The following is a 22954-nucleotide window of genomic DNA, read 5'->3' on the forward strand; positions in this document are numbered from 1 at the left end:
CAGCGCCGGGCCTTCAGTACCGTCGATGCTTATTTCACTTGCGCTTCCGTGTAGTAGCCGCTGCCGGTGACGAGCACCTGCTTCCAGTTCGCCTTGTCGACGGTGACCGGTTTCAGCAGGTACGATGGCACCACCTTCACGCCGTTGTTGTAGGTCTTGGTATCGTTGACGGCCGGCGCTTTGCCGCTCATCATCGCGTCGACCATGTTCGCCGTGACCTTGGCCAGTTCGCGTGTGTCCTTGAACACGGTCGATGCCTGTTCGCCGCGGATGATCGATTTCACCGACGGGATTTCCGCATCCTGGCCCGTCACGACGGGAAACGGTTGTTTCGGCGTGCCGTAGCCGACGCCCTTGAGCGAGGACAGGATGCCGATGCTCAAGCCGTCATACGGCGACAGCACGGCGTCGACGCGGGCATTGCCGTAGTAGGCGCTGAGCAGGTTGTCCATGCGGGCTTGTGCCACGGCGCCATCCCAGCGCAGGGTGGCCACTTTTTCCATGCCCATCTGCTTCGAGCGCACCACCAGCTTGCCGCTGTCGATGTAGGGTTTCAGGACCGACAGCGCGCCGTTGTAGAAGAAGTGCGCGTTGTTGTCGTCGGCCGAACCGCCAAACAGTTCGATATTGAACGGGCCCTTGCCTTCCTTGAGTTTCAGCGCCGCTTCGATATAGCCCGCCTGCAGCACGCCGACCTGGAAGTTGTCGAAGGTGGCGTAGTAATCGATGTTTTTCGTGCCGCGGATCAGACGGTCATACGAGATGACCTTGATGCCCTTGTCGGCTGCCTTTTGCAGCACGTTCGACAAGGTGGTGCCGTCGATGGCGGCAATCACCAGCACCTTGGCGCCCTTGGTGATCATGTTTTCCACCTGCGCCAACTGGTTCGGGATATCGTCGTCGGCAAACTGCAAGTCCGTCTTGTAGCCGCGCTCCTTGAATACCTTGACCATGTTGTCGCCATCGGCGATCCAGCGCATGGACGACTTGGTCGGCATCGAGATGCCGATCGCGCCCTTGTCGGCGGCGCTTGCCACGGGCATTACCGCCATGCCGGAGATGGCCAGCGCCAGGCTCGCGGTCAGCATTTTCATTGTTGTTTTCATTTCAGGTCTCCACCGTCTTCGATAGTTGAATGTGCCAGGGCCGTCGTCCCAGTGGGCGGGCTCCGTGCGGATGGCCGATTGCAGGCCACGGCTGATACTAGTTTGTCCATCCATCCCTCACCAATCACTTTTTTCGCATAGCTGATATCCAAAACGGTATCGATCGGTCAATTGATGCAATGCGCCATGCCGCCCCTTTCCGCCTGCTGACAGGGTGGAAACGGGGGCCGGGCAGCAGCTTTTTTTGGTGCGCTGCAATACCAATAATCATCATTCAATTTGGTGATTTTCGTAATTGCGGCGATACAGGCCGGCGCGCAGAATCGGTCCGGACTTGAAGACCTGCCATCCCGTCACGACCTTTTGAAAGCTTGCCATGCAGCCGATTTCCCCCGCCTCCCTGTTGCCCGCCGACCTGGCGCAGGCCCTCCTCATCGGCCGCATCTGGCGTGACGGACCTTGCGTCGTCGCCGTGCGCGGCGGCGAGGTGGTCGACATCACGCAGACGGTGGCGACGGTGGCCGAGCTGTTCGAGCGCAGCGATGCACTCGATATCGCCCGCCATGCGCCCGGTATCGCGCTCGGCCCCGTGCAGGCGCTGCTGGCGCAGGCGCTGGCCGCACCGGCAGGCGAGCCGCTGCTGCTGGCGCCGTGCGACCTGCAGGCCGTCAAGGCCTGTGGCGTGACCTTCGCCGTCAGCCTGCTGGAACGGGTGATCGAGGAACAGGCGGGCGGCGATGCGGCACGCGCCGCGAGCTTGCGCACTGCGCTGCAAATGACATTGGGCGGCGACTTGTCGGCATTAAAACCCGGCTCGGAGGCGGCGCAGCGCCTGAAACAGCAGCTGCAGCAGCGCGGCGCCTGGTCGCAATACATGGAAGTGGGCATCGGCCCCGATGCGGAAGTGTTTACCAAGGCGCAGCCGATGTCGTCGGTGGGTTGCTGCGCGCAGGTGGGCTTGCTGCCATCGTCCGCCTGGAACAACCCGGAGCCGGAGATCGTCCTGGCCGTCAACAGCCGCGGCGAGGTGCTGGGGGCGACCCTGGGCAACGACGTCAACCTGCGCGATATCGAAGGGCGCAGCGCCCTGTTGCTGGGCAAGGCCAAGGACAACAACGGCTCCTGCGCCATCGGCCCCTTCATCCGCCTGTTCGATGAACACTTCACGCTCGAGACCGTGCGCCAGGCCGAAGTGTCGCTGCTGATCGAAGGCGCGGACGACGGCTTTGTGCTCGAAGGCGCCAGTTTCATGCGCGAGATCAGCCGCGACCCGCTCGACCTGGTGCGCCAGACGGCGGGCCAGTACCACCAGTATCCGGACGGTTTCATGCTGTTCCTGGGCACCATGTTCTCGCCCGTGAAGGACCGCGGCGCGCAGGGCGGCGGTTTTACCCATCACCTGTGCGACCGCGTGACGATTGCCAGCGCCGCGCTGGGCGCGCTGGTCAACGAGGTGCAGCGCTGCGATGCGATTCCTCCCTGGACGTTCGGCGTACGTGCGCTGTATCAGAACCTGGCCAAACGCGGTTTGCTTTGATCCGATTATTTTAAATAGAGAGACACCATGCAGCATGCAACTTACCCCAGCCTGGCCGGCAAGCGCGTCATCATCACGGGCGGCGGCACCGGCATCGGCGTGGCCATCGTCGAGGCGTTCGCGCGCCAGGGCGCCCACGTCACTTTCCTCGATATCGCCAACGAACCTTCGCGCGCGCTGCAGGAAACGCTGGCGCACCTGCCGCAGCCGCCCGTTTTCCGCTATTGCGACCTGACGGATCTGGGCGCCCTGGCCGCCACCTTCGCCGAGATCGAAAACGCCAGCGGTGGTACCGATATCCTTGTCAACAACGCGGCCAATGACGACCGCCACCAGTTGCAGGACGTCACACCCGCCTACTGGGACGAGCGCATGGCCGTCAACTTGCGCCACCAGTATTTCTGCGCCCAGGCAGTGGCGCCGGCCATGCGCGCCAAGGGCAGCGGCGTGATCCTCAACCTGGGCTCGATTTCCTGGCATCTGGCGCAGGCGCGCCTGTCGATCTACATGACGGCGAAAGCCGGCATCGAGGGTCTCACGCGCGGCCTGGCGCGCGACCTGGGCGTCGACGGCATCCGCGTCAACTGCATCATTCCCGGTGCCGTGCGCACGCCGCGCCAGGAGCGGCTGTGGCATACGCCGGAGGCGGAAGCGTTGATCCTGCAGGGACAGTGCCTGCAAACGCGCGTGGAGCCGGAAGACGTGGCGGCGCTGGCGCTGTTCCTCGCGTCGGACAACGCGGCCAAGTGCGCGGGCCGCGAATACTATGTCGACGCCGGCTGGTACGGCGCATGAGCACCTCGGATAAACACCCGGCGCGGCGCTTCCGCTCGCAGGACTGGTTCGACAATCCCGAGCACATCGACATGACGGCGCTGTACCTGGAGCGCTTCATGAACTACGGCATCACGGCCGAGGAGCTGCGTTCAGGCCGGCCCATCATCGGCATTGCGCAAAGCGGCAGCGACATCAGTCCCTGCAACCGCATCCACCTGGAACTGGCGCAGCGCGTGCGCGACGGCATCCGCGACGCGGGCGGCATCCCGATGGAATTCCCGCTGCACCCGATCTTCGAGAACTGCCGCCGTCCTACGGCCGCGCTGGACCGCAATCTGGCGTATCTGGGCCTGGTGGAAATCCTGCACGGCTACCCGATCGACGCCGTGGTGCTGACGACGGGCTGCGACAAGACCACGCCGGCGCAGCTGATGGCCGCCGCCACGGTGGATATTCCCGCCATCGTGCTGTCGGGCGGCCCCATGCTCGATGGCTGGATGGACGGCGAACTGGTGGGTTCCGGCGCCGCCATCTGGAAGGGCCGCCGCCAGTTGTCCGCCGGCTTGATCGACAACGACAAATTCCTGCAGATCGCCGCCGCCTCGGCGCCGTCGGCCGGCCACTGCAACACCATGGGCACGGCATCGACCATGAATGCGCTGGCCGAGGTGCTGGGCATGTCCCTGACGGGCTGTTCGGCCATCCCCGCGCCATACCGCGAGCGGGGCCAGATCGCCTATGCCACGGGGCGCCGCATCGTCGAGCTGGCGCATGACGACGTGCGCCCGTCGAGCATCCTCACGCGCGAGGCGTTCCTGGACGCCATCATCGTCAACGCGGCCATCGGCGGCTCGACCAACGCGCAGCCGCATTTGATGGCCATGGCGCGCCATGCGGGCGTGGCATTGCATTCGAGCGACTGGATGGAACACGGTTACGACGTGCCGCTGCTGTTGAACATGCAGCCGGCCGGCAAATACCTGGGCGAGCGCTTTCACCGCGCCGGCGGCGTGCCTGCCGTGATGTGGGAGCTGCAGCAGGCGGGCTTGCTGCACGCGGACCGGTTGACGGTCACGGGCCAGAGCATGGCGTTAAACCTGGCGGGCCGTGAAAGCGCGGACCGCGAGATGATCCGCCCGTTTGCCGCGCCGCTGAAGGAAAAGGCCGGTTTCATGGCCTTGCAGGGCAACCTGTTTGATTTTGCCATCATGAAGACCAGCGTGATCTCGCCCGCTTTCCGCGAGCGCTACCTGTCGCGTCCCGGCAGCGAAGGCGTGTTCGAGGCGCGCGCCATCGTCTTTGACGGTTCATCTGACTATCACGCGCGCATCAACGATCCGGCTTTGGCGATTGACGACAGCTGCATGCTGGTCATGCGCGGCGCCGGCCCCGTGGGCTGGCCCGGTTCGGCCGAGGTGGTCAACATGCAGCCGCCCGACGCGCTCCTCATGGCCGGCATCTTGAACCTGCCGACACTGGGCGACGGGCGCCAGTCGGGCACCTCGGACAGCCCCTCGATCCTGAACGCCTCGCCGGAAAGCGCCGTGGGCGGCGGCTTGGCGCTGCTGCGCACGGGCGACATCATCCGCGTGGACTTGAATGCGGGCCAGTGCGACATGCTGGTCGATGCCACGGAGCTGGCGCGCCGCGCGCAGGAGCTGCCGCCGCCCGTCAACGACAGCGCCACGCCGTGGCAGGAGATGTACCGCGCCAGCGTGGGCCAGCTGGAAACGGGCGCCTGCATGGAGCTGGCGCTGAAATACCGCGCCGTGGGCCAGACCCTGCCACGCCACAACCATTGATGTAGGTCGGGTTAGCGCTCCGTGCGTAACCCGACACCACCACAGACATAAAATTTTTCAGCAGCACCCGTAGTGAAAAAAACGTTGTTAATAAAATCCACAAGGAGACACACAATGAACAAGATCATCAGTGCAGCCATCATGACCGCCATGCTGGCATTGAGCAGCAGCGCCGCCCTGGCCGATGCGAAAAACCCGAAGATCGGTTTTTCCATCGACGACTTGCGCGTGGAACGCTGGACGCGTGACCGCGATTTCTTCATCGCCGCCGCCGAGAAGCAGGGCGCCAAGGTCTTCGTACAGTCGGCCGACGCCAGCGAGCAGCGGCAGATTTCGCAAATCGAAAACCTGATCTCGCGCGGCGTGGACGTGCTGGTGATCGTGCCGTTCAATGCCACTGTGCTCAACAACACCGTCAAGGAAGCGAAAAAGGCCGGCATCAAGGTGCTGTCGTATGACCGCCTGATCCTGAACGCCGATATCGACGCGTACATCTCGTTCGACAACGAGAAAGTGGGCGAGATGCAGGCCGAAGGCGTGACCAAGCTGCAGCCGAAGGGCAATTACTACCTGCTGGGCGGCTCGCCCACCGACAATAACGCCAAGATGCTGCGCGAAGGCCAGATGAAAGTACTCAAACCGTTCATCGACAAGGGCGACATCAAGATCGTCGGCCAGCAGTGGGTGAAGGACTGGAGCGCCACCGAAGCGCTGTCCATCGTGGAAAACGCGCTGACGGCCAATAACAACAAGATCGACGCCATCGTCGCCTCGAACGACGGCACGGCCGGCGGCGCCATCCAGGCCCTGGCTGCGCAAAAACTCGCTGGCAAGGTGCCCGTTTCGGGCCAGGATGCCGACCTGGCGGCGGTGAAACGCGTGATCGCCGGCACGCAGTCGATGACCGTCTACAAGCCGTTGAAAACCATCGCATCGGAAGCGGCCAAGCTGGCCATCCAGCTGGCGCGCAATGAAAAGCCGGCCTACAACTCCAGCTATGACAACGGCCTGAAAAAAGTCAGCACGGTGCTGCTGAAACCAACGCCCCTGACCAAGGCGAATGTGAACATTCTCGTCGATGACGGTTTCTATACCAAGGCGCAGCTGGGCAATTAATCGCCCACTTCATTTTTACCCCAACGGCGGAATCTGGGGTCGGACCCTCAGGGTCCGACCCCGGCCTTTCGACGTTGGGGTGGGAATACCAGCTACAACTGGTGTAGTTTCTGTCATCAGCAACGAGAGTGAGCATGTCCGACTATCTGCTTGAAATGAAAGGCATCGTCAAACAGTTTGGCGGTGTTCGCGCGCTTGACGGCATCGACCTGCAGGTGCGGGCCGGCGAGTGCATCGGCTTGTGCGGCGAGAATGGCGCCGGCAAGTCGACCCTGATGAAGGTGCTGTCCGGCGTCTACCCGCACGGCACCTGGGATGGCGAGATCCTGTGGGATGGCCAGCCCCTGCGCGCGCAATCGATCCGCGACACGGAAGACGCGGGCATCATCATCATCCACCAGGAACTGATGCTGGTGCCGCAGCTGTCCGTGGCCGAGAATATCTTCATGGGCCGCGAGCTTACCCTGCCCGGCGGGCGCATGCATTACGCGGCCATGTACAAGCGCGCCGACGAGCTGCTGCGCGAACTGAAAATTCCCGAACTGAACGTGGCGCAGCCCGTGATGAATTACGGCGGCGGCCACCAGCAGCTGGTGGAAATCGCCAAGGCGCTCAACAAGAATGCGCGCCTGCTGATCCTCGACGAGCCGTCATCGTCGCTGACGGCGTCGGAAATCGCCGTGCTGCTCGATATCCTGCGCGCCCTGAAAGCCAAGGGCGTCACCTGCATCTACATTTCGCACAAGCTCGATGAAGTGGCGGCCATCTGCGACACCATCGTCGTCATCCGCGACGGCAAGCATATCGCCACCACGCCGATGGCGCAGATGAACGTCGAGCGCATCATCGCGCAGATGGTGGGCCGCGAAATGAGCCAGCTGTACCCGCAACGCGCGCAGCCGGCACCTATCGGCGAAGTGCTGTTCGAGGCGCGCCACGTGACGTGCATCGATGCCGACAACCCGCAGCGCAAGCGGGTCGACGACGTCTCATTTACCCTGCGCAAAGGCGAGATCCTCGGCATCGCCGGCCTGGTGGGGGCGGGGCGCACGGAGCTTGTCTCGGCCCTGTTCGGCGCCTACCAGGGGCCGTGCCAGGCCGAGGTGTGGCTCGATGGCCGCCGCATAGACACCTCGTCTCCGCAAAAGGCCATCGCCATGGGCCTGGCCATGGTGCCGGAAGACCGCAAGCACCACGGCATCGTGCCCGACCTCGACGTGGGGCAGAACATCACGCTGGCCGTGCTGGAGACATTCGCGCGCGCCACGCGCATCGATGGCGAGGCGGAACTGGCGGCCGTGCGCGGCGAGATCGCCCAGCTGGAACTGAAGGCGGCCAGTCCGTCGCTGCCCATTACGAGTCTGTCGGGCGGCAACCAGCAAAAGGCCGTGCTGGCGAAGATGTTGCTGACGCGCCCGCGCGTGCTGATCCTCGACGAGCCCACGCGCGGCGTCGATGTGGGCGCCAAATATGAAATCTACAAATTGATGCTGGCGCTGGCCGACCGGGGCGTGGCCATCATCATGGTCTCGTCGGAACTGGCCGAAGTGCTGGGCGTGTCCGACCGCGTGCTGGTGATGGGCGAGGGCCGCCTGCGCGGCGACTTTATCAACGATGGCCTGAGCCAGGAAACCGTGCTGGCGGCGGCGCTGGACCAGCGTCCGGCGCCCGCCACCAACACCGCAAACAAGGAACCCGCAGCATGAAACCGCACAGTATCAAACAGCTGTTCACCCAATACAAGATGCTGGCCCTCTTGATCGCCGTAGCGCTGATCTGGGCCTTCTTTTCGTGGAAGACGCAGGGCAGTTTCCTCACGCCGCGCAACCTGTCGAACCTGCTGCGCCAGATGTCCGTCACCGGCATCCTCGCCTGCGGCATGGTGCTGGTGATTATCGCCGGCGAGATCGACCTGTCGATCGGTTCCCTGCTGGGGCTATTGGGCGGCATCGCCGCCGTGCTGGACGTGACGCAGCACTGGCCGCTGGCGCTGAACCTGGCGGCCGTACTCGGCTGCGGCCTGGTGATCGGCCTCTTGAATGGCTACCTGACGGCGTACCGGGGCATTCCCTCCTTCATCGTCGGCCTGGGCGGCATGCTCGCGTATCGCGGCATCCTGCTGGGCATCACGGGCGGCATCACCATCGCGCCCGTCTCCGAGCCGATGGTCTACCTGGGGCAGGGCTACCTGCCCGCGGTGCCCGGCATCGTGCTGGGCGTCGGCCTGTTCCTGCTGGCCGCCTTCCTGACGTGGCGCGCGCGCGCCAGCCGCGCGCAGCATGGCTTGCCGCAGACGGCGCCCTGGGCTGACGGCTTGCGCCTGGCCGTCATCGGCGCCGTGCTGTACGCCTTCGTGCAAACCCTGAACGGCTATGAAGGCATCCCGCTGCCCGTGCTGTTGTTGCTGGCCTTGCTGGGACTGTTCAGCTACATCACCAGCCAGACCGTGTTCGGCCGCCGCATCTACGCCGTCGGCAGCAATATGGAGGCGACGCGTTTGTCCGGCATCAACGTGAAAGCCGTCAAGCTGTGGATCTTCGGCATCATGGGCCTGATGTGCGCGCTGGCGGGCCTGATCAACACGGGCCGCCTGGCGGCAGGTTCCCCATCGGCCGGCACCTTCAGCGAACTCGATGCGATTGCCGCCTGCTTCATCGGCGGCACCTCGATGCGCGGCGGCTCGGGCACCGTGTACGGCGCCCTGATCGGCGCGCTGGTCATGGCCAGCCTGGATAACGGCATGTCCATGCTGGACGTGGACACTTACTGGCAGATGATCGTGAAAGGCAGTATCCTCACTTTGGCCGTGTGGGTCGATGTCAGCACGCGAGCGGGGCGTAAATAGCCGTGAAACGATCTGGCACGCGAGGAGACACCATGAAGATGCCGACCGCGCACCGGATCGCGCTGCTGTTTAACGGCAATAAAATCTACGACCGCGACATCATCGCGGGCATCGCCGCCTACCTGAACACCACGCGCGTATCGTGGGACCTGTTCCTGGAAGAGGATTTTCGCTGCCGCCTGCCCGGCATCGAGCGCTGGCAGGGCGACGGCATCATCGCCGATTTCGACGATCCCGCCGTCTGCGCGGCGCTGGCGCACAGCCGGTTGCCCGTGGTGGCCGTGGGCGGCTCGTATGCGCGCGCCGAGGATTACCCGGCCGGCATCCCCTACGTGGCAACTGATAATTTCAAGATCGTCAAGCTGGCCTATGAACATCTGGTGGAAGCGGGCCTGAGCCGCTTTGCCTGTTTCAGCCTGCCCGAGGCCGATGTCAACCGCTGGGCGCAGGAGCGCGAAACGGCGTTTTGCGCCTTGATGCAGCGCGACCACATGCGCGCCGATGTGTACCGCGGCGTCGCCACCAGCGCGCCCGCGTGGGACGAAGCGGTGGAGCAGCAGATCGCCTGGCTCAACAGCCTGGAAAAACCCGTCGGCATCATCGCCGTCAGCGACGCGCGCGCGCGCCAGCTGCTGCAAGCGTGCATGCACGCGGGCATCGCCGTGCCGGAGCAAGTGGCCCTGATCGGCATCGACAACGACCCGCTGGCGCGCATGCTCACACGCATTCCATTGAGTTCCGTGATCCAGGGCACCGAGGAAATGGGCCGCACGGCGGCGCATTTGCTGCACCAGATGTTGAATGGCGCGCGCCTGTCCGGCACGCGCATCCTGGTGCCGCCGGCCGGCCTGAACGTGCTTGCCTCCACCTGTCACCAGCCCTTCCAGCATCCGCAGGTGATGCAGGCGCGCCATTTCATCCGCCAGTACGCGTGCCAGGGCATCAAGACGGAGCAGGTGGCCGATTACGTGGGCGTGTCGCGCTCCTCGCTCGAAGCGCACTTCCGCCAGGAACTGGGGCGCAGCGTGCACGACGAAATCCTGCATTTCAAGCTCGATGCAGCCAAGACCCTGCTGGCGCGCGGGCCGGGACAGGTGGCCGAGGTGGCCGTGCGTTGCGGCTTTACCACGGTGCAGTACATGCACGCCGTCTTCAAGCGCGAACTCGGTTGCACGCCGCGCGAATTCCAGCAGCGCAGCGGGCCACCGCCATGACGATGTTTACCTTGCACAATGCGCGCGGCATGCGCGTGGCCATCGACGCGCACGATGCCAGCGTGCGGGCCTGGTGGGCACCCGACCGCTATGGCCGCCAGGCCGATGTACTGGGCGCGGCGCCCCCTGCGGCGCGGTCGTCCACGGGCTGGCAGTGCGCGCCGCCGGAGGACGGCCACTTGCTGCTGCACCTGGCGCACGACGGCCTGTCGGTGCGCCTGGCCTACCGGCTTGATGACGATGGCAGCCTGCACCTCGACTGCGCCGCCACGGCCGATACCATTTCCCGTTTCGCGCTTGCTGCGCCGCGCTTCAATCTGCAGGGTCATCATGCCGCCGTGGGCGACCATGTGCTGCGCCTGGCCGCCGACCATTATTGGCCTTGGCCTGGCGGCTGCGCCAGCGATGCTCCGCGCGATGTGGCGGGCAGCGCGTTTGACTTTCGCCAGCCGGCGCCGCTCGCATCGCGCCTGGCCTGGCCCGCGCTGGTGAACTTGCCGGGATTCGGGCATGACTTTTACTGGATGGGCAGCGGCCAGCTGCGCGAGGTGGCGCGGGTTGCCGATCCCGCCTCTGGCAGGGTCTTGCGTTTTTCCAGTAGCCAGGACAGCTGCCATCTGTCTTCCGATGCATGCTGTTTTTCCCTGCTGGCGCGGGGCGTGCAATTGCAGCCGGGACAGGTGATGCGCTTCACGCTCGCCTACCGTTTGGGCGTGCAGGATATCGACGCGTTTGACATATCCGAACCGGTATCAATGATGTCAAATAAGTGATTGGTCAGATATGCGGGGCAGTTCTACCATGGGGTAGTTTTTCCCTCATTTATTTTTGTCCTGACCGACGCTGCGAATCTGCCCATGAACATACTCACCATCGATGCCGGCACCACCAATACGCGTACCTTGCTGTGGCGCGCAGGCGCCGTCGTCGCCCAGGCGCAGCTGGAAACGGGCGTGCGCAATACCGCCATCGATGGCCATAACGGCGCGCTGAAACAGGCGCTGCGCGACACCATCGCCAGCGTGCTGTCCAGCGCCGGCATCGCGCCGTCCGCCGTGGACCTGGCGCTGGCCTCGGGCATGATCAGCTCGCCCATGGGCGTGCAGGAAGTGGCGCATTTGCCGGCGCCCGCCGGCCTGGCCCAGCTGGCGCAAGGCATGCAGGCGGTGGACTTGCCCGACGTGCTGGCGCAGCCCCTGTGGCTGATCCCCGGCGTGCGCAACCAGCATGGCGCCGTCGGCCTGCATAACGTCGAGGCGATGGACATGATGCGCGGCGAAGAGACGGAAGTCGTCGCGCTGCTCGAGCGCTTGCAGTTGCGCGGCGCGGCGACCCTGATCATGCCCGGTTCGCATACCAAATTGATCAGCGTGGACGAGCAACGCCGCATCCTCGGCTGCAGCACCACCATCGCGGGCGAGCTGCTGCAGGCGATCACGCAGCATACCCTGATCAAGCAATCGGTCGATGGCGGTTTTGCGCAGACCCTGGTGCCGAAAATGCTGCTGGCCGGCGCGGCCGCGGCGCAAAAAACGGGGCTGGCGCGCGCCTGTTTCAGCGTGCGCACGCTGGGCCAGTTCAGCGCCGTCGAATGCAATGAGCGGGCCAATTTCCTGATGGGCGCTGTCCTCAGCGGCGACTTGCTGGCGCTGCGCAACAGCACCGCCATCCAGATGCGGCCCGATACGCCGCTCGTCATTACCGGCAAGCCCATGCTGCGCCAGGCGCTCGGCTTGCTGATCGAAGAACACGGATTTTTTTATGGCAAGCGCATCATCGTCGACGACCAGCAGCAAGCCCATCTGGCCGGTCACGGTGCGCTGCTGATCGCCGCCGCGCGCGGCTTGATTTCCCCGCAGGAGACGGTATGAGTGACAACAAGAACAAGCGTCCCTTGCGTTCGCAGTCGTGGTTTGGCGGCGACGACAAGGACAGTTTTATTCACCGCAGCTGGATGAAGAACCAGGGCTATCCCGGCGACGCCTTCGATGGCCGTCCGGTCATCGGCATCTGCAATACCTGGTCCGAGCTGACGCCTTGCAATGGCCATTTCCGCGACCTGGCCGAGATGGTCAAGCGCGGCGTGCTTGAAGCGGGCGGCTTTCCCGTCGAATTTCCCGTCATGTCGCTGGGCGAGACGAATCTGCGCCCGACGGCCATGCTGTTCCGTAACCTGGCCAGCATGGATGTCGAGGAATCGATCCGCGCCAACCCGATCGACGGCGTGGTACTGCTGACGGGCTGCGACAAGACCACCCCGGCCCTGCTGATGGGCGCGGCCAGCGTGGACTTGCCCACCATCGTGCTGTCGGGCGGCCCCATGTTGAATGGGAACTACCGCGGCAAACCGATCGGTTCGGGCACCGATGTGTGGAAGTTTTCCGAAGACGTGCGCGCCGGGCGCATGACGTCCGCCGAATTCAAGCAGGCCGAAGCGTGCATGTCGCGCTCCGCCGGCCACTGCATGACCATGGGCACGGCGTCCACCATGGCCAGCATGGTCGAGGCGCTGGGCGTGACCCTGCCCGGCAACGCGGCCATTCCCGCCGTCGATGCGCGCCGCAAGCTGCAGGCGCAACTGACGGGCCGGCGTATCGTCGACATGGTGCATGAAGACCTGAAACTGTCGCAGATCCTCACGCGCGCAGCGTTTGAAAACGCCATCATGGTCAACGGCGCCATCGGCGGCTCGACCAATGCCGTGATCCACCTGCTGGCCATTGCCGGGCGCATCGGCGTGGACATGCGCCTGGCCGACTGGGACCGCCTGGGCCGCGACATTCCCTGCCTGCTGAACCTGATGCCGTCGGGCCAGTACCTGATGGAGGATTTTTACTATGCGGGCGGCCTGCCCGTGATCATCCGCGACCTGCTGGGCACATTGCATGGCGAGGCGCTCACCGTCACGGGCGCCAGCATGGCCGTCAACGTGGCCGAAGCGGAAAATTTCAATCCCGAGGTGATCACGCCGCTGGCGCAGCCATTCAAGGACGAGGGCGGCATCGCCGTCCTGCAGGGCAACCTGGCCCCGCGCGGCGCCGTCATCAAGCCTTCCGCCGCTTCGCCCGAGCTGATGCAGCACCGTGGCCGCGCCGTCGTCTTCAACAGCATCGAGCACTATAAAAAAAGAATCGACGATCCCGCGCTCGATATCGATGCCAGCTGCGTGATGGTGCTGCAAAATTGCGGCCCGCAGGGCTATCCGGGCATGGCCGAGGTGGGCAATATGGGACTGCCGAAAAAACTGCTGGAGCAGGGCGTGCGCGACATGGTGCGCATCTCGGATGCGCGCATGAGCGGCACGGCCTACGGCACGGTGGTGCTGCACGTGGCGCCCGAAGCGGCCGTGGGCGGGCCGCTGGCGCTGGTGCGCGATGGCGACATGATTGAACTCGACGTGGCGGGGCGGCGCTTGCACCTGGACATCGACGAGGCCGAGCTGGCGCGCCGGCGCGCAGAGTGGCGCGCACCCGAGCCGGCCATGAAGGGCGGCTACCAGTCCATGTACATCAGGCACGTGACGCAGGCCGACGAAGGCGCGGACCTGGATTTTCTCGTCGGCTGCCGGGGTTCGGCCGTTCCACGCGAATCACACTAAAAGAGGAAAAATGATGGGGACACGGGCCCAATTGCTGGTCGATGCGCAGAATTTCCTGGGCGAGGGCGTGCGCTGGTGCGAACGCAGCGGCCGCGTTTTCTGGACGAATATCGAAGGCTGCCAGCTGCATGCGCTGGTGCTGGCCACGGGCGAACGCCAGAGCTGGGCCATGCCCGAGCGCCTGGCGTGTTTCGCGCTGACGGACCGCGACGAGGTGCTGCTGCTGGGACTGGCCTCGCGCCTGGCGTGGTTTGACGCGCGCAGCGGGGCCGTCACGCCCTTGCACACGGTAGAGGGCGACTTGCCCATGACGCGCCTGAACGATGGCCGCTGCGACCGCCAGGGACGCTTTGTCTTCGGCACGCTCGATGAGCGCCCCTGCCGCGATGCGATCGCCAGCTTTTACCGCCTCAACCTGGATTTGAGCCTGGAGCGCTTGCCGCTGCCACCGATCGCCATCTCGAACAGCATCTGCTTCAGCGTCGATGGCACGGCCATGTATTTTTGCGATTCGATGAAGAAGGCGATCTACCGCTGGGACGATTACCTGGGGGGGGACGCCAGCCGGGTGCGCGTGTTTGCCGTGCTCGATCCCGGCCCCGGCGCCGCCGACGGCGCCACCATCGATGCGCACGACCACTTGTGGAGCGCGCAATGGGGCGCGGGACGGGTATTGCGCTTCGCGCCGGATGGCAGCGTCGAGCGCGCGATCACCTTGCCCGTCTCGCAGCCCAGCTGCGTGAGCCTGGGCGGCCCGCACTACGACGAATTGTTCGTCACCACCGCGCAGGAAAGTTTGACGCCGGCCCAGCTGGCGGGCGAACCGCTGGCCGGAGGATTGTTTCATGCGCGCCAGGTGGACGTGCGCGGTTTGCCGGAAGTGCGCTTTGGCGCCCTGCCGGCCTGACAGGAGAGAGCATATGCAAAAACATACGATTTTCGAAGGCATTATCGAGCGGGGCATGGTCGGCATCGTGCGCGCCGGCTCGCCCGATGCGGCGCTGCAGATCGCCGAGGCGTGCATCGCCGGCGGCATCACGGCGCTGGAAGTGGCCTTCACCACGCCCGATACCCTGGGCGTGCTGCGCACCCTGCGCGAACGCCATGGCGCGGATGTGCTGCTGGGCGCGGGCACGGTGCTCGATACGGAGACGGCGCGCGCCGCCATCCTGGCCGGCGCCCAGTTCATCATTTCGCCCAGCGTCAACGTGGAAACGATCACGCTGTGCCAGCGCTATCAGGTGCTGGCCATGCCGGGCGCGATGACGCCGACGGAAATCGTCACGGCCCTGCAGGCGGGCGCCGACATCGTCAAGGTCTTCCCCGCCGAGATGTTCGGCCCCGCCTACATCAAGGCCCTGCGCGCACCGTTGCCGCAAGCGCCGTTGATGCCGACGGGCGGCGTGACGGTGGAAAACCTGCATGCATGGTTTGCCAGCGGCGCCGTGGCCGTGGGTATCGGCGGCAGCCTGAGTGGCCCGGGCGCCACGGGAGATTACGCGGCCGTGATGGCGCGCGCACAGGCTTTCGTGGCGAAGATGGCGGCCGTGCGGACTTCTAAGTCTTCTGGCTAGCTCCCGGCGCGACTGGAATCTGCTACGCTAGGCGGGCAATGTCGCACGCCCAACTACAGAAACCATGTCCAACATCGCCCGTATCCTGCAAGACAGCCGCATCATCGCCATCGTCGGCATGTCCGACAAGCCCGAACGCGCCAGCCATGAAGTGGCAGATTACCTGCTGCAGCATGGCTACCGCGTGTTGCCCGTCAATCCGGCCCTCGCCGGCAAGGAAGTGCTGGGCCAGCGCGCCTATGCCACCCTGACGCAGGCCGCAGCGGCCGTGGCGCCGGCGCACATCGACATCGTCGACTGCTTCCGCAAGTCCGAGGATATCCTGCCCATCGCCGAGGAAGCCATCGCCGTCAAGGCAGGCTGTTTGTGGCTGCAGCTCGATATCATCAACGAGCAGGCGGCGCAGCTGGCGCGGGCGGCTGGCCTGGATGTGGTGATGGACCACTGCACAAAAATTGAGCACCGCAAGCTGGCGGTGGCGGCATGAAGGCGCGCACGCAATTTCGCGCCGGCCAGGGCTTCGAGCTGAACGAGGAATTCGCCGGCAAGCGCCTGCTGGGCGCCGCCACCAAGGCGGCCAACAAGAAGCTCACGCCTGCCCAGTGCAAGGCCCTGGACCGCGAGGAAACCGTGGCCCTGACGGCGCAGATCGCCGAGTGCCAGAGCATGCTGTATGCGCAGCACAAAAAGAAGGTGCTGCTGGTCCTGCAGGGCATGGATACCTCGGGCAAGGATGGCACGGTCAAGGCCATCTTCAGCAACATCAACCCGATGGGCATCCGCGCCGTGGCGTTCAAGGGCCCCACCGACATCGAACTGGCGCACGATTACCTGTGGCGCGTGCACCAGCACGTGCCCGTCAGGGGCGAGATCGCCATCTTCAACCGCAGCCACTACGAAGATGTGCTGATCACGCGGGTGCAGGACATGATCGACAAAGCCGAATGCCAGCGCCGCTACGCGCAGATCCGCGATTTCGAGCGCATGCTGAGCGAAACGGGCACCGTCATCCTGAAAGTCTTCCTGCATATCTCGAAGGACGAGCAACGGGGACGGCTGCAGGAGCGGCTTGACGATCCCGACCGCCAGTGGAAGTTCGATCCCAACGATATCGCCCAGCGCAAGAAGTGGGATGGCTACCAGCGCGCCTATGAAACGGCGATCCGCGAGACCGATGCCGATCACGCGCCGTGGTACGTGGTGCCATCGAACTCCAAGACGCAGCGCAACCTGGTGGTCGCCTCGCTGCTGCTGGAAACGCTGCAGGGCATGAAGCTGGAATACCCGGCGCCGGACCCGAAACTGTCGTCTTTCAAGGTCGAGTAGAGGTCAGGGCAGTTCAGCGCTGTGCCTGCGGAATCGGCCGCGCTGTGGCATAGTATCCCTCGTCGATAATTCAAACCAGACCGGAGATCCATATGCTGCAGTTGAAAGATCCTACCTTGTTGCGTCACCAGGCTTACGTGAATGGAGCCTGGGCGGATGCCGATGGTGGCCAGACGATTAATGTGAGCAATCCCGCCACCGGCGAGCATATCGGCACGGTGCCCCTGATGGGTGCAGCCGAGACGCGCCGCGCCATCGAGGCGGCCAATGCCGCCTGGCCCGCCTGGCGCAAGAAGACGGCCAAGGAACGCGCGGCCGTGCTGCGCCGCTGGCATGACCTGATCCTGGAAAACGCCGACGATCTGGCGCTGATCATGACCACCGAGCAGGGCAAGCCCTTGCCGGAAGCGAAGGGCGAAGTGCAGTTCGGCGCCTCGTTCATCGAGTGGTTTGCCGAAGAAGGCAAGCGCGTCGCGGGCGACACCCTGCAATCGCCGTGGCCAGACCGCCGCCTGGTCATCACCAAGGAGCCGATCGGCGTGTGCGCCGCCATCACGCCGTGGAATTTCCCCGCCGCCATGATCACGCGCAAAGTCGGCCCGGCCCTGGCCGCCGGCTGCCCGATGGTCTTGAAACCGGCCGAAGCCACGCCGTTTTCCGCGCTGGCGCTGGCCGTGCTGGCCGAGCGCGCGGGCGTGCCTGCGGGTGTGTTCAGCATCGTCACCGGTGCGCCGAAAGACATCGGCGGCGAAATGACGTCGAACCCCATCGTGCGCAAGCTGACGTTTACGGGCTCGACCCAGGTGGGCCGTTTGCTGGCGGAACAGTGCGCGCCGACGATCAAGAAACTCTCGCTGGAACTGGGCGGCAATGCGCCGTTCATCGTCTTCGACGACGCCGACCTGGATGCGGCCGTGGAAGGCGCCATCGCCTCGAAATACCGCAACGCGGGCCAGACTTGCGTGTGCGCCAACCGCCTGTACGTGCAGGACAGCGTGTATGACGCGTTTGCCGAGAAACTGGTGGCCGCCGTGGCCAAGCTGAAGGTGGGCAATGGCATCGAGGCGGGCGTGACGCAAGGCCCGCTGATCGACGCCAAGGCTGTGGCCAAGGTGGAAGAGCACGTGGCCGATGCCTTGGCCAAGGGCGGTCGCCTGCTGGCCGGCGGCAAGCGCCATGCGCTGGGTAACGGCTTCTTCGAGCCGACCATCATCGCCGACGTGACGAACGACATGCGCGTGGCCACGGAAGAAACCTTCGGCCCGCTGGCGCCGCTGTTCCGCTTCAAGACCGATGATGAAGTGATCGCCCTGGCCAACAACACGGAATTCGGCCTGGCCGCCTATTTCTATTCGCGCGACATCGGCCGTATCTGGCGCGTGGCCGAAGGCCTGGAAACGGGCATGGTCGGCGTCAACACGGGCCTGATCTCGAACGAGATCGCGCCCTTCGGCGGTGTCAAGCAATCGGGCCTGGGCCGTGAAGGGTCGACCTATGGTATCGAAGATTATTTAGTCATTAAATATATCTGCATGGGCGGTATCTAAAGCCGCTTAACGCGAGCCGCGGCGCGATCTAGGATGCTTGATTAAATCTACTGCGCGGCGCGCTTTCCGGCCTGCGATGCTCGCTGTACTAGAGTACAGCTGCGCTTCTTAGCCAGATGGGGGCGCCGAGCCTCGTTGCCGCTCGCTACGATTTTCTCAAGCATTCGTGACGTCTGTTATCGACGGCTGTTGCGAGCCGATCCTAACCTGTCCAGCATGCCCTTGACCGCTTCCATCTGCGTGCCGCTCTTGCGGTAGAAATCCGGGTCGATCGGATTGATGCTGGTGTAGCCCCAGAAATCCCAGCAGCCTTTCGGGTTGTACGGGTAAACGGGGCTCGGTTCGGCCTGCGGATACAGCACGATGATCTTGTTGGCGTCCGCCACCTGGTTGTAGCCGGTGCTCGTATAGAAGCGGTCGCCGATCGCCTGCGTCGTTTGCAGGCAGCCGTGGAACACCACGTGCACGCGGCAGCTCTCGCTGTCGCAGGCTTTCGGGATGTAGGCGTAGCCCGTATTGTTCATGCTGGCGTACGCGCCGTGGATGAAACTGCGCTGGTTGAAGGCGATCAGCTTGCCCGTCAGGGTGGTCGACGACGGCTGCAGGTCCGGGTACAGGTGCTGCAGGATGTCGCGCGCCTGCACGAAGTCGCAGTCGTTGATGAAGGGCGAGTCCGTCACGGCGCAGGGCTTGTCCTGAGTGTTGTCTGTGATGATGGCATGGCCCGCGCCGACCGTATCGACGAAGCGGATCTGCGCCGCCGGCGTGCCTGCCAGTTGATAGAATTTTCCCACCTGTTCCACCACCGGCCGCGTCACGGTCTGGTCTTGCGTTCCGCTGAACAGATACACGCGCTGGCGTTTCAGGTTGGCCGTGTCGTCGATGAGACGGGCGCGTGCAAAATCGTTCGCTGCGCGCAGCAATTCACTGGCGACAGGCGGCGCCACCTGTGCGCTGCCCGGATTCATGCAGGTGGTCAGGGCATTCGTCAGGTAGGGAATGTAGGGAAAGCGGCCCGGCTGGCCCGAGCAGAAATACGGGCCGCCGGCGATGATGCCGGCGCCGGCCACCGTGGCCGAGTAGGCGACGGCAAATTGCGCCGCCATGAAGCCGCCCGAGGACAGGCCCGATACGGTGGTCTGGCTCAGGTCGGCCTGGTAGGCGGGCAGGGCGGCGGCATCCTTGCTCGCGGCGGGCTTGACTGCTTTCGCCGCCGTGGCGGCGTGCGCGCTTGCTGGCGCCAGGACGAGCAAGCTGGCGGCCAGCAGGGTGGTGGGTAGTGTGGTCAGGTGCGCGGTCAGGTGCGGGAAGGACATGGTGACTCCACAAGGCAAGGGCAGGAAGGCCGAGCATAGGTAAAAAAACTGTGCGTTGGGCAAGTACTGCACTGTCGTTGATGTCGCTCAAGCTATCGCTGTTGTTGTGGCCCGCCTGCGCGTGTGCGGTGTTTGACATAGAATGGTTTTTTTCCGTTCAACCATGGTGCCCCTCATGTCCAAGACCCTTGCCAAGCTGTTTGCACTGACCACCCTTGCCGCCGGCGCCAGCCTGGCCATGCCGGCCCATGCCGCCGACACCGCACCAGCTGCCGCCGCGCCAGCGGCCTGTCCCGCCATTCTCAAGCAGACCTTCAACCGCCTGCAGGATGAAACGCCGCAAAACCTGTGCCAGTACGCGGGCAAGGTCGTGCTGGTGGTCAATACGGCCAGTTATTGTGGTTTTACCAATCAATACGAAGGGCTCGAAGCGCTGTACGCCAAGTACGGCAGCAAGGGCCTGGTGGTACTGGGCTTTCCGTCGAACGATTTCGGCAAGCAGGAGCCTGGCAACAGCAAGGAAATCGCCGATTTCTGCTACAACACCTATGGCGTGAAGTTCCCCATGTTCGCCAAATCGGCGGTTTCCGGCCCCGCGCCGAATCCGCTGTACGTGGACTTGATCAAGCAGACGGGCAAGACGCCGGCCTGGAATTTCCATAAATACCTGATCGACCGCCACGGTAAAGTGCTGGAAAGCTTCCCCAGCAAGGTGACGCCGGACGACAAGAAACTCGTTGGCGCAGTGGAAAAAGCACTGGCGCTGTAAGTTGCCGACACACAAGCAGGCCTGCGCGCCTGCTTTTTTTTAATGCCGCGCTTGTCGTCTTGGCATCATTGTCCTAAGCTGGTTGTTCGCGTTTGTCACAACAAAGGAGAACATCATGGCGTATGTCGATGGATTTGTGGTGCCCGTACCGAAAGCCAAGCTCGATGCCTACCTGGCCATGTCGCGCGCCTGTGGCGCTGTCTGGCGCGAACACGGCGCGCTGGAATTTCGCGAATGCGTGGGCGACGATGTCAAGCCAGGCAAGCTGACCTCGTTCCCGCAGGCGGTGGACTTGCAGGATGGCGAAGTGGTGGTGTTTTCATGGATTGTGTATGAGTCGCGCGCCAAACGCGATGAAATCAACGACAAGGTCATGCAAGACCCGCGCCTGGCCGAGATGATGGACCCGGCCAAGCTGCCGTTCGATGGCAAGCGGATGATCTATGGCGGTTACGAGATGCAAGTTGACCTGTAACCCCTGAAACAGTCCATGGCGGCGTTGCAGTGCCTCGTCGTGCGTTCGCACTGCCTTCGGCAATGCGCCTTGCCCTGAACGGTTTCAGGTGTTACCGGTTTACAGGATAAGCTTGGCTGCCAACGCCCCGCGCAGCGCATTGCACACGACGATCGCCTCGGCCCGCGCCAGCATGGGACGCGTGATGATGGTTTCCTGCGCATCCCAGGCGGGATCGGCCAGCATGGCCGCGCGCTGCACGCCGGGCAGCAAGCCGCAGGACAGGGGCGGCGTGTGCCAGTGGCCGTCCAGCTTCACGAAGACATTGCTGCGCCCGCCCTCCGTCAGCTCGCCCCGTTCATTGAAGAACAGCATGTCGAAGCCGCCTTGCGCCTCGGCCGCGCGCCAGGCTGCATCGTAGCGCGCGCGCACGCTGCTCTTGTGGCGCAGGAACAGGTCGTCCGCTGTGGTGGCGTCGGGTGCCAGCAAAATGTTCACGGTCTCCGGCAAGGTGCTGAGCGCACCGCTTTGCACGGTGAACTGGCCATCCTGGCGCAGCGCCAGGCGCAGGCGGAAGGGCGCATCGTCGGGGTGCGCCGCGCAAGCCGCCTGCAGCGCGGCGCGGGCGGCCTGCGCATCCCAGATAAAACCGAAGTAGGCGCAGGAAGCGGCCAGGCGCGCCAGGTGCCGTTCCTGCTGGCGGCAGCCATCGTTGCGGCTGGCGTGCAGGGTTTCGAACAGTTCGAAGTCGTTCGTGAGGCCCGTAAGGAAGCGGGCCTTGAGCTGGCATTCCGCAAATTCATCGTGCGGGTCGCTGTCGAGCACGATGCCGGCGCCTACGCCCATTTCGCCGCGCCGCATGCCGCCAGGGCCAGCCGCTTGCAGGGCCAAGGTGCGGATCGGCACGGACATGCAGAAGTCGCCCACGGCGTGGGCGGCACCGGCGGCTGGCGGATCGAACCAGCCGATGGCGCCCGTATAGATGCCGCGTGGTGCGGGTTCCAGTTCGGCGATGATTTCCATGGTGCGGCGTTTCGGCGCGCCCGTGATCGAGCCGCAGGGATACAAGGCCTGGAAGATGTCGGCCAGGCTGGCGTCGCCGCGCAGGCGCGCCTGCACGGTGGAGGTCATTTGCAGCACGCTGCTGTAGCGCGTCACCTGGAACAGGGCCGGTACCTGAACGGAGCCCGTGGCGGCGATGCGGCCGATGTCGTTGCGCAGCAGGTCGACGATCATCAGGTTTTCCGCGCGATTCTTCGGATCATTGGCCAGGGCCCTGGCGCGGTGCGCATTTTCTTCCGCCTGTTCGGCAGGAGCGGCCGGCGCCGTGCCTTTCATGGGACGCGCCGTCAGCTCGCCTTGCGCATGGCGCACGAACAGCTCCGGCGACAGCGACAGCAGGGCGCCACCATCGGGCAGCATCAGCAGCGCGCCGTACGGTACGGGCTGGCGCGCGCGCAGCCGCGCATACAGGGCCAGGGGCGAACCGAAGGCGTCGAAGCGCAAACGATAGGTGTAGTTGACCTGGTAGGTGTCGCCAGCCACGATGTAGTCGTGGATGCGCTGCAGCGCGCGCGTGAATTCGGCTTGATCCACATTTGCGTGGATAGCGGCCACGCCGGCCGGCGCGCTATCCACGCGTGCGTCCAGCCACTGCTGCACCTCGTCTTGCGACAGCTGGGTGCAATGCTCAAAGACGAGCACTTGCGCCAGTGGCGGCGCGCCGGGGCCGGCCGCGCGCGGCGGCATGGCTAGCAAGTGCGCGCCCAACTCGTAGCTGCACACGCTGACGGCGTACTGGCCGCGTTTTAAAGCCGCTTGCAGCCCTTCGAGCAGGGCTGGCCACCCGTTACCCTCGGTGCACTGCAAGACCGCCGCCAGGCCCGTGTACAGGCGCGAACCGGCGCCGGGTGTGCTGGCGTCGTCGAGCAGGGCGAAACAGTCGGTATGCATGGGGACAGCCGCGGTGGTGA

The 22954-nt window shown here is 64.6% G+C and carries 20 protein-coding genes; 17 read left to right on the plus strand and 3 right to left on the minus strand.

Annotated elements, in window-relative coordinates; translation table 11 throughout:
* Positions 1–29 precede the first annotated feature (29 nt).
* On the minus strand, positions 30–1106 hold the full coding sequence (chvE, locus tag C8C92_RS01845) for a multiple monosaccharide ABC transporter substrate-binding protein (RefSeq protein WP_116742875.1): 1077 nt from the start codon (positions 1104–1106) through the stop codon (positions 30–32).
* Between the two features lie 376 nt (positions 1107–1482).
* Here chvE and C8C92_RS01850 point away from each other — a divergent pair, with 376 nt between their 5' ends.
* From C8C92_RS01850 to gabD, 15 genes are all read left to right on the plus strand, one after another.
* Positions 1483–2643, plus strand: a complete 1161-nt coding sequence (locus C8C92_RS01850) for a fumarylacetoacetate hydrolase family protein (RefSeq protein ID WP_116742876.1) — start codon at positions 1483–1485, stop codon at positions 2641–2643.
* 27 nt (positions 2644–2670) lie between these two features.
* On the plus strand, positions 2671–3438 hold the full coding sequence (locus tag C8C92_RS01855; protein ID WP_116742877.1) for an SDR family oxidoreductase: 768 nt from the start codon (positions 2671–2673) through the stop codon (positions 3436–3438).
* Positions 3435–5222, plus strand: coding sequence for an IlvD/Edd family dehydratase (locus C8C92_RS01860; protein WP_116742878.1), 1788 nt, complete (start codon positions 3435–3437; stop codon positions 5220–5222). Before C8C92_RS01855 ends, C8C92_RS01860 begins: the two co-directional genes overlap by 4 nt.
* A 114-nt stretch (positions 5223–5336) precedes the next feature.
* A complete protein-coding gene (gene xylF / locus C8C92_RS01865; protein ID WP_207780961.1) occupies positions 5337–6338 on the plus strand; it encodes a D-xylose ABC transporter substrate-binding protein in 1002 nt (333 codons plus the stop codon).
* A 134-nt stretch (positions 6339–6472) separates the two neighbouring features.
* Complete coding sequence (gene xylG / locus C8C92_RS01870) at positions 6473–8044, plus strand: D-xylose ABC transporter ATP-binding protein (RefSeq protein WP_116742879.1); 1572 nt, start codon at positions 6473–6475, stop codon at positions 8042–8044.
* A complete protein-coding gene (locus C8C92_RS01875; RefSeq protein WP_099761137.1) occupies positions 8041–9183 on the plus strand; it encodes a sugar ABC transporter permease in 1143 nt (380 codons plus the stop codon). The genes xylG and C8C92_RS01875 overlap by 4 nt, the downstream gene beginning before the upstream one ends.
* 32 nt (positions 9184–9215) lie before the next feature.
* On the plus strand, positions 9216–10397 hold the full coding sequence (locus C8C92_RS01880) for a DNA-binding transcriptional regulator (protein ID WP_099761136.1): 1182 nt from the start codon (positions 9216–9218) through the stop codon (positions 10395–10397).
* The gene (locus C8C92_RS01885) at positions 10394–11170 is read left to right on the plus strand and encodes a hypothetical protein (protein ID WP_116742880.1); all 777 of its coding nucleotides are present in this window, start codon (positions 10394–10396) and stop codon (positions 11168–11170) included. Before C8C92_RS01880 ends, C8C92_RS01885 begins: the two co-directional genes overlap by 4 nt.
* A gap of 84 nt (positions 11171–11254) precedes the next feature.
* Positions 11255–12268: a 2-dehydro-3-deoxygalactonokinase gene (locus tag C8C92_RS01890; protein ID WP_116742881.1), complete on the plus strand. Its 1014-nt coding sequence runs from the start codon at positions 11255–11257 to the stop codon at positions 12266–12268.
* On the plus strand, positions 12265–13995 hold the full coding sequence (araD, locus tag C8C92_RS01895; protein WP_116742882.1) for an L-arabinonate dehydratase: 1731 nt from the start codon (positions 12265–12267) through the stop codon (positions 13993–13995). Before C8C92_RS01890 ends, araD begins: the two co-directional genes overlap by 4 nt.
* A 13-nt stretch (positions 13996–14008) precedes the next feature.
* The gene (locus C8C92_RS01900) at positions 14009–14902 is read left to right on the plus strand and encodes an SMP-30/gluconolactonase/LRE family protein (RefSeq protein ID WP_116742883.1); all 894 of its coding nucleotides are present in this window, start codon (positions 14009–14011) and stop codon (positions 14900–14902) included.
* Between the two features lie 13 nt (positions 14903–14915).
* Positions 14916–15569: a bifunctional 2-keto-4-hydroxyglutarate aldolase/2-keto-3-deoxy-6-phosphogluconate aldolase gene (locus tag C8C92_RS01905; protein WP_116742884.1), complete on the plus strand. Its 654-nt coding sequence runs from the start codon at positions 14916–14918 to the stop codon at positions 15567–15569.
* A 64-nt stretch (positions 15570–15633) separates the two neighbouring features.
* Positions 15634–16056: a CoA-binding protein gene (locus tag C8C92_RS01910; protein WP_116742885.1), complete on the plus strand. Its 423-nt coding sequence runs from the start codon at positions 15634–15636 to the stop codon at positions 16054–16056.
* Positions 16053–16895, plus strand: coding sequence for a PPK2 family polyphosphate kinase (locus C8C92_RS01915; protein WP_099761129.1), 843 nt, complete (start codon positions 16053–16055; stop codon positions 16893–16895). Before C8C92_RS01910 ends, C8C92_RS01915 begins: the two co-directional genes overlap by 4 nt.
* 92 nt (positions 16896–16987) lie before the next feature.
* Positions 16988–18442 carry an NADP-dependent succinate-semialdehyde dehydrogenase gene (gabD, locus tag C8C92_RS01920; RefSeq protein ID WP_099761128.1) on the plus strand — a complete coding sequence of 485 codons (1455 nt, stop codon included), beginning with the start codon at positions 16988–16990 and terminating at the stop codon, positions 18440–18442.
* A gap of 176 nt (positions 18443–18618) precedes the next feature.
* On the opposite strand, the gene C8C92_RS01925 is transcribed toward gabD, so the two are convergent.
* A complete protein-coding gene (locus C8C92_RS01925; RefSeq protein ID WP_116742886.1) occupies positions 18619–19758 on the minus strand; it encodes a poly(3-hydroxybutyrate) depolymerase in 1140 nt (379 codons plus the stop codon).
* Positions 19759–19933: 175 nt separating this feature from the next.
* On the opposite strand from C8C92_RS01925, the gene C8C92_RS01930 reads away from it, so the two are divergent.
* Together C8C92_RS01930 and C8C92_RS01935 are read left to right on the plus strand one after the other, a co-directional pair.
* Positions 19934–20527 carry a glutathione peroxidase gene (locus C8C92_RS01930; protein WP_116745813.1) on the plus strand — a complete coding sequence of 198 codons (594 nt, stop codon included), beginning with the start codon at positions 19934–19936 and terminating at the stop codon, positions 20525–20527.
* Between the two features lie 115 nt (positions 20528–20642).
* On the plus strand, positions 20643–21002 hold the full coding sequence (locus tag C8C92_RS01935; protein WP_116742887.1) for a DUF1428 domain-containing protein: 360 nt from the start codon (positions 20643–20645) through the stop codon (positions 21000–21002).
* 99 nt (positions 21003–21101) lie between these two features.
* Here the strand turns inward: C8C92_RS01935 and pabB are convergent, their stop codons facing one another.
* Positions 21102–22934 carry an aminodeoxychorismate synthase component I gene (gene pabB / locus C8C92_RS01940; protein WP_116742888.1) on the minus strand — a complete coding sequence of 611 codons (1833 nt, stop codon included), beginning with the start codon at positions 22932–22934 and terminating at the stop codon, positions 21102–21104.
* Positions 22935–22954: the final 20 nt, after the last annotated feature.

Origin of the sequence: Janthinobacterium sp. 78, from assembly GCF_003096775.1 — a bacterium.
Taxonomy (GTDB): Bacteria; Pseudomonadota; Gammaproteobacteria; order Burkholderiales; family Burkholderiaceae_D; genus Janthinobacterium; species Janthinobacterium tructae.

What these genes read in the sequence shown, in the direction of transcription:
- chvE (WP_116742875.1), bottom strand. Translation starts at nt 1,106, where the DNA reads ATGAAAACAACAATGAAAATGCTGACCGCGAGCCTGGCGCTGGCCATC.
- C8C92_RS01850 (WP_116742876.1), top strand. Translation starts at nt 1,483, where the DNA reads ATGCAGCCGATTTCCCCCGCCTCCCTGTTGCCCGCCGACCTGGCGCAG.
- C8C92_RS01855 (WP_116742877.1), top strand. Translation starts at nt 2,671, where the DNA reads ATGCAGCATGCAACTTACCCCAGCCTGGCCGGCAAGCGCGTCATCATC.
- C8C92_RS01860 (WP_116742878.1), top strand. Translation starts at nt 3,435, where the DNA reads ATGAGCACCTCGGATAAACACCCGGCGCGGCGCTTCCGCTCGCAGGAC.
- xylF (WP_207780961.1), top strand. Translation starts at nt 5,337, where the DNA reads ATGAACAAGATCATCAGTGCAGCCATCATGACCGCCATGCTGGCATTG.
- xylG (WP_116742879.1), top strand. Translation starts at nt 6,473, where the DNA reads ATGTCCGACTATCTGCTTGAAATGAAAGGCATCGTCAAACAGTTTGGC.
- C8C92_RS01875 (WP_099761137.1), top strand. Translation starts at nt 8,041, where the DNA reads ATGAAACCGCACAGTATCAAACAGCTGTTCACCCAATACAAGATGCTG.
- C8C92_RS01880 (WP_099761136.1), top strand. Translation starts at nt 9,216, where the DNA reads ATGAAGATGCCGACCGCGCACCGGATCGCGCTGCTGTTTAACGGCAAT.
- C8C92_RS01885 (WP_116742880.1), top strand. Translation starts at nt 10,394, where the DNA reads ATGACGATGTTTACCTTGCACAATGCGCGCGGCATGCGCGTGGCCATC.
- C8C92_RS01890 (WP_116742881.1), top strand. Translation starts at nt 11,255, where the DNA reads ATGAACATACTCACCATCGATGCCGGCACCACCAATACGCGTACCTTG.
- araD (WP_116742882.1), top strand. Translation starts at nt 12,265, where the DNA reads ATGAGTGACAACAAGAACAAGCGTCCCTTGCGTTCGCAGTCGTGGTTT.
- C8C92_RS01900 (WP_116742883.1), top strand. Translation starts at nt 14,009, where the DNA reads ATGGGGACACGGGCCCAATTGCTGGTCGATGCGCAGAATTTCCTGGGC.
- C8C92_RS01905 (WP_116742884.1), top strand. Translation starts at nt 14,916, where the DNA reads ATGCAAAAACATACGATTTTCGAAGGCATTATCGAGCGGGGCATGGTC.
- C8C92_RS01910 (WP_116742885.1), top strand. Translation starts at nt 15,634, where the DNA reads ATGTCCAACATCGCCCGTATCCTGCAAGACAGCCGCATCATCGCCATC.
- C8C92_RS01915 (WP_099761129.1), top strand. Translation starts at nt 16,053, where the DNA reads ATGAAGGCGCGCACGCAATTTCGCGCCGGCCAGGGCTTCGAGCTGAAC.
- gabD (WP_099761128.1), top strand. Translation starts at nt 16,988, where the DNA reads ATGCTGCAGTTGAAAGATCCTACCTTGTTGCGTCACCAGGCTTACGTG.
- C8C92_RS01925 (WP_116742886.1), bottom strand. Translation starts at nt 19,758, where the DNA reads ATGTCCTTCCCGCACCTGACCGCGCACCTGACCACACTACCCACCACC.
- C8C92_RS01930 (WP_116745813.1), top strand. Translation starts at nt 19,934, where the DNA reads ATGTCCAAGACCCTTGCCAAGCTGTTTGCACTGACCACCCTTGCCGCC.
- C8C92_RS01935 (WP_116742887.1), top strand. Translation starts at nt 20,643, where the DNA reads ATGGCGTATGTCGATGGATTTGTGGTGCCCGTACCGAAAGCCAAGCTC.
- pabB (WP_116742888.1), bottom strand. Translation starts at nt 22,934, where the DNA reads ATGCATACCGACTGTTTCGCCCTGCTCGACGACGCCAGCACACCCGGC.